2 protein-coding genes are annotated in these 750 nt (G+C 34.5%); both read left to right on the top strand.

Annotated features, from left to right (window positions below; all coding sequences use genetic code 11):
• Window positions 1-204: 204 nt before the first annotated feature.
• Window positions 205-582 (top strand): plasmid mobilization protein, encoded by a 378-nt coding sequence (locus tag RUMCAL_RS03525; RefSeq protein ID WP_021681148.1) that lies wholly within the window; start codon window positions 205-207, stop codon window positions 580-582.
• The coding region (locus RUMCAL_RS16170) for a hypothetical protein (protein ID WP_021681147.1) at window positions 564-750 on the top strand (187 nt) is incomplete at its 3' end. The genes RUMCAL_RS03525 and RUMCAL_RS16170, both read left to right, overlap by 19 nt.

Here is a 750-nt window from a genome sequence, read left to right as displayed (position 1 = left end):
GAGGTATTACCATTACCTCTGTCTTGCAGAATTTACCAAATAACAAATAGTAATCATCAATCAATAAACTTTAGTCTAGTAATCAATCATAGTAGATATATAGTAGTATACATATATATTATTATGATATATAACATAATAGAGTATACAGTATATATCACTATTACATAATTGTATTATATATAATCAGAAGGAGGAGTTATCATGAGAAGTAAAGAAGAAAAGAAATCCATTACGAAGAGTATTAAGCTCTCCCCGTTACAAGTACAACAAATTGAAGAAAAAGCAAAGGAAAAGAATCTGACGTTTAGCAGCTATATGGTAGATTGTGCCGTACATGGAAACAATAGCATTACACCACAAATGGCAGTTCGGATGCAGGAGCTTGTGAATATGGTGTTAGAGATTGCAGATAGTATTGACAGTGCGGAATATATTCGAAAAGAGGAACTGCGGCAGAAAGCACATGATCTGGATGGCTTATTTACTTCTGTATCGCCGCAAGAAAAGTATGAAAACTTGGAGCAAAAGATGGGCTTGTTTGTAGAGGGAGGATTAGATTTATGGGAATCTTTAAAGTAATCAGAAACACCAATGACGAGCTGGACTACTTATATAACGTTCTGAATTATACGATGGGCATACATACAGATTACGATAAACGCTACAGCCCAAACGTAGACATCTATAACGCTTATGATCAATTTTTATCGGTAAAGAAATATTTCGGTAAGACCAGTGGAAATCCGG

It is taken from the genome of Ruminococcus callidus ATCC 27760 (genome assembly GCF_000468015.1).
Lineage (GTDB): Bacteria > Bacillota > Clostridia > Oscillospirales > Ruminococcaceae > Ruminococcus_C > Ruminococcus_C callidus.
The sequence above is the reverse complement of the archived record's forward strand: the minus strand, read 5'-3'. Positions and strand labels throughout refer to the sequence as shown.